Raw genomic sequence first — 3,486 nt, forward strand, 5'->3', positions numbered from 1 at the left:
CCCGCGGTCGCCGCGGGCCCGGGCCCTGCACCCGCGCGCCGGCCCCGGCGCGGCGAGGCGCGCAAGCGTTTCGAGATCGTCCTCTTCGTCACACCCGCCCTCGTGCTGTTCCTGGGCTTCGTGATCCTGCCGGTGATCCTCGCGGCCGTGTACAGCCTCTACAACCTGCCGCCCGCCTTCCAGTGGTCGCACCTCGCCGACTCGGCGCGATTCATCGGCCTCGACAACTACGTGCGCGCCCTCACGACACCCGAGTTCCAGCGCGCCATCGGCAATACGTTCTTCATCCTCGTCATGTCGCTGCTCGTGCAGGGACCCATCGCGATCGGCATCGCGCTCCTCCTGAACCGGCGCCTACGCGGCCGCAGCGTGTTCCGCCTGCTGATCTTCGTGCCGTACGTCCTCGCCGAGGTGATCGCGGGCCTGTCGTGGCGGCTCATCTTGCAGCCCGCCGGCGCGGTCAACGCGACCCTCGAGGCGATCGGCCTCGGCGCCCTCGCCCAGAACTGGCTCGCCGATCCCACGCTCGCGCTGTGGACGATCTTCTTCATCCTCACCTGGAAGTACATCGGATTCGCGATCCTGCTGATGCTCGCAGGCCTCCAGGGAGTCCCCGACGAGCTCGCCGAGGCCGCTGCCATCGACGGCGCGAGCTGGTGGCAGATCCAGCGGTACATCACCCTGCCGCTGCTCGGGCCCACCATCCGCATCTGGGCCTTCCTGTCGATCATCGGCTCGCTCCAGGTCTTCGACATGATCTGGGTCACCGTCGCGCCGGCAGTGCGGCGGATCGGCACCGAGTCCATGGCGACCTACATGGTGCAGCAGGGGCAGTTCGCCGGGCAGCCCGGCTACGGCAGCGCGATCGCCGTGATCCTGTTCGTCATCTCGCTCGTCATCGCCCTCGTCTACCAGCGCCTCGCGCTGCGCCGCGACCTCGCGGGTTCGATCACGGGATCCCGCGCCACTCGCGGGCGAGAGCCCGGCGCCCGCAGCAAGAATGAGGTGCGTTGACATGTCGGCCACCACCACCATCGTCACCGGCAGCACGCAGCCGCGCGAGGTCCAGCCGGTCCGGCGCGGGTTCGACTGGGGCCAGCCGTTGGTCTATCTCGTCGCGCTCGTCATCGCGGCGATCGCGGTCGGCCCGGTGCTCTACGTCTTCATGGGCGGCCTGCGCACCACGGCCGACATCAACGCGAACCCGGCGGGGCTGCCCGACCCGTGGACCCTGCAGAACTGGGTCGAGGTGCTCGGCGCTCCGCGGTTCTGGGGCAACGTCTTCGCGAGCACGGTGCTGGCGGTCTCGACCACCGTCGGCGTCGTGATCGCGGGCATCATGGCCGCGTTCGTCCTGGCGCGCTACGAGTTCCGCGGCCGCCACGGCCTGTACACCCTGTTCGCGGCCGGCCTCATGTTCCCGCTCACCGTCGCCGCGCTCCCGCTGACGCTGCTGCTGCGCACACTCGGCCTGCACGGCACGTACCTGGGGGTGATCATCCCGGGCATCGCGTTCGCGCTGCCTACCACGATCATCATCCTGGTGCCGTTCCTGCGCGCGATCCCGGCCGAGCTCGAAGAGGCGGCGATGATCGACGGCGCCACGCGCATCGGGTTCTTCTGGCGCATCATGCTGCCGCTGGCCAAGCCCGGCCTCATCACGGTCGGCATCCTGGCGTTCGTCGCGAGCTGGAACGGATACCTGCTGCCGCTTCTCGTGATCAGCACCGGAAGCCTCCCGCAGGAGCTGTGGCCGCTTCCGCTCGGGGTGACCCAGTTCTCCAGCCAGTACTCGCAGAACACCGGAGCGATCCTGGCGTACACATCGCTGGCGATGATTCCGGCGCTGGCGTTCTTCCTCGTCGCCGAGAAGCGCATCGTCGGCGGACTGACCGGGGCGGTGAAGGGATGACCATGGACGAGAGCGTCCAGGCCGTCGCGACGATGACGGACACGACGGATGTCGAAGGGCTCATCGCGAGGATGACCCTCGAAGAGAAGATCGCGCAGCTGTACGGCGTGTGGGTCGGAGCCGACGACGGCGGCGGCGACGTCGCACCGCACCAGCACGACATGGATCAGCACATCGACTTCGACGAGCTGCTTCCGCAGGGCCTCGGCCAGCTGACGCGGCCGTTCGGCACCCGGCCGATCGACCCGGCCATGGGCGCGCTCAGCCTCATGCGCACGCAGCAGCGGATCCGCGAGGCATCCCGTCACGGCATCCCGGCCGTCGCGCACGAGGAGTGCCTCGCGGGCTTCGCCGCGTGGGGCGCCACGGCGTACCCGGTGCCGCTCGGGTGGGGCGCCACGTTCGACCCGGCGCTCGTCGGCGAGATGGCGCGCCGCATCGGCGACGACATGCGCTCGGTCGGCGTGCACCAGGGACTCGCCCCCGTCCTCGATGTCGTGCGCGACCTGCGCTGGGGTCGCGTCGAAGAGACCATCGGCGAAGACCCCCACCTCGTCGCCACGATCGCCACTGCGTACGTGCAGGGCCTCGAATCGGCCGGCATCGTCGCGACGCTCAAGCACTTCGTCGGGTACTCCGCCTCGAAGGCGGGCCGCAACCTCGCTCCGGTGTCGATCGGTCAGCGCGAGCTGAACGACGTGCTGCTGCCGCCGTTCGAGATGGCGGTGCGCGACGGCGGCGTGCGCAGCGTGATGAACTCGTACGCCGACATCGACGGCATCCCGACCGCGGCCGACCGGAGCCTGCTCACCGAGCTGCTGCGCGACGACTGGGGCTTCGAGGGCACGGTCGTCGCGGACTACTTCTCGATCGCGTTCCTGAAGCTGCTGCACGGCGTGGCCGAGACGTGGGCGGATGCCGCGGGCCAGGCGCTCGCGGCGGGCATCGACGTCGAGCTGCCCACCGTCAACACGTTCGGCGAGCCACTGCGCCGCGCCGTCGAGGAGGGGGCGATCGACGAGCGGCTCATCGACACCGCGCTGCGGCGCGTGCTCGCCCAGAAGGGCGAGCTCGGACTGCTCACCGCCGACTGGTCGGCGGTGCCCCCGGCGCTGGCAGGCGTCGACCTGTCGGACCTCGAGGCGCTGCGCGGCAGCATCGACCTCGATCCGCCCGCGAACCGCACGCTCGCGGCGCGCCTCGCCGAAGAGGCGGTCGTGCTCGTGCGCAACGACGGCACCCTCCCGCTCGGGGCGCCGGACCGGATCGCCGTGATCGGACCCAACGCCGACGACCCCTACGCGATGCTGGGTTGCTACTCGTTCCCGACGCACGTGGTGACGCAGCATCCCGGCGTCGCGATGGGCATCCGCATCCCGACGCTGCTCGAGGCGGTGCGAAACGAGTTCCCGGCCGCCGCGGTGACGCATACCGCCGGCACGACGGTGGACGGCGGCGAGACCGACGGCATCGCGGGCGCCGTGGCCGCCGCACAGGGTGCGGACGTCGCCATGCTCGCGCTCGGCGACCGTGCCGGGCTGTTCGGGCGCGGCACGAGCGGCGAGGGCTGCGAC

Annotated in this window: 3 protein-coding genes; all 3 read left to right on the forward strand. The window is 70.6% G+C overall.

All coding sequences use genetic code 11. From position 1 onward, the window contains the following. The coding region (locus EIO58_RS14705; protein ID WP_240658896.1) for a carbohydrate ABC transporter permease at nucleotides 1-1,014 on the forward strand (1,014 nt) is incomplete at its 5' end. Between the two features lies 1 nt (nucleotide 1,015). Beyond that, on the forward strand, nucleotides 1,016-1,912 hold the full coding sequence (locus EIO58_RS14710; RefSeq protein ID WP_127820152.1) for a carbohydrate ABC transporter permease: 897 nt from the start codon (nucleotides 1,016-1,018) through the stop codon (nucleotides 1,910-1,912). A 2-nt stretch (nucleotides 1,913-1,914) separates the two neighbouring features. Next, on the forward strand, nucleotides 1,915-3,486 hold a 1,572-nt coding region (locus EIO58_RS14715; RefSeq protein ID WP_240658898.1), incomplete at its 3' end, for a glycoside hydrolase family 3 protein.

Origin of the sequence: Microbacterium sp. CPCC 204701 (assembly GCF_004010105.1) — a bacterium.
Lineage (GTDB): Bacteria > Actinomycetota > Actinomycetes > Actinomycetales > Microbacteriaceae > Microbacterium.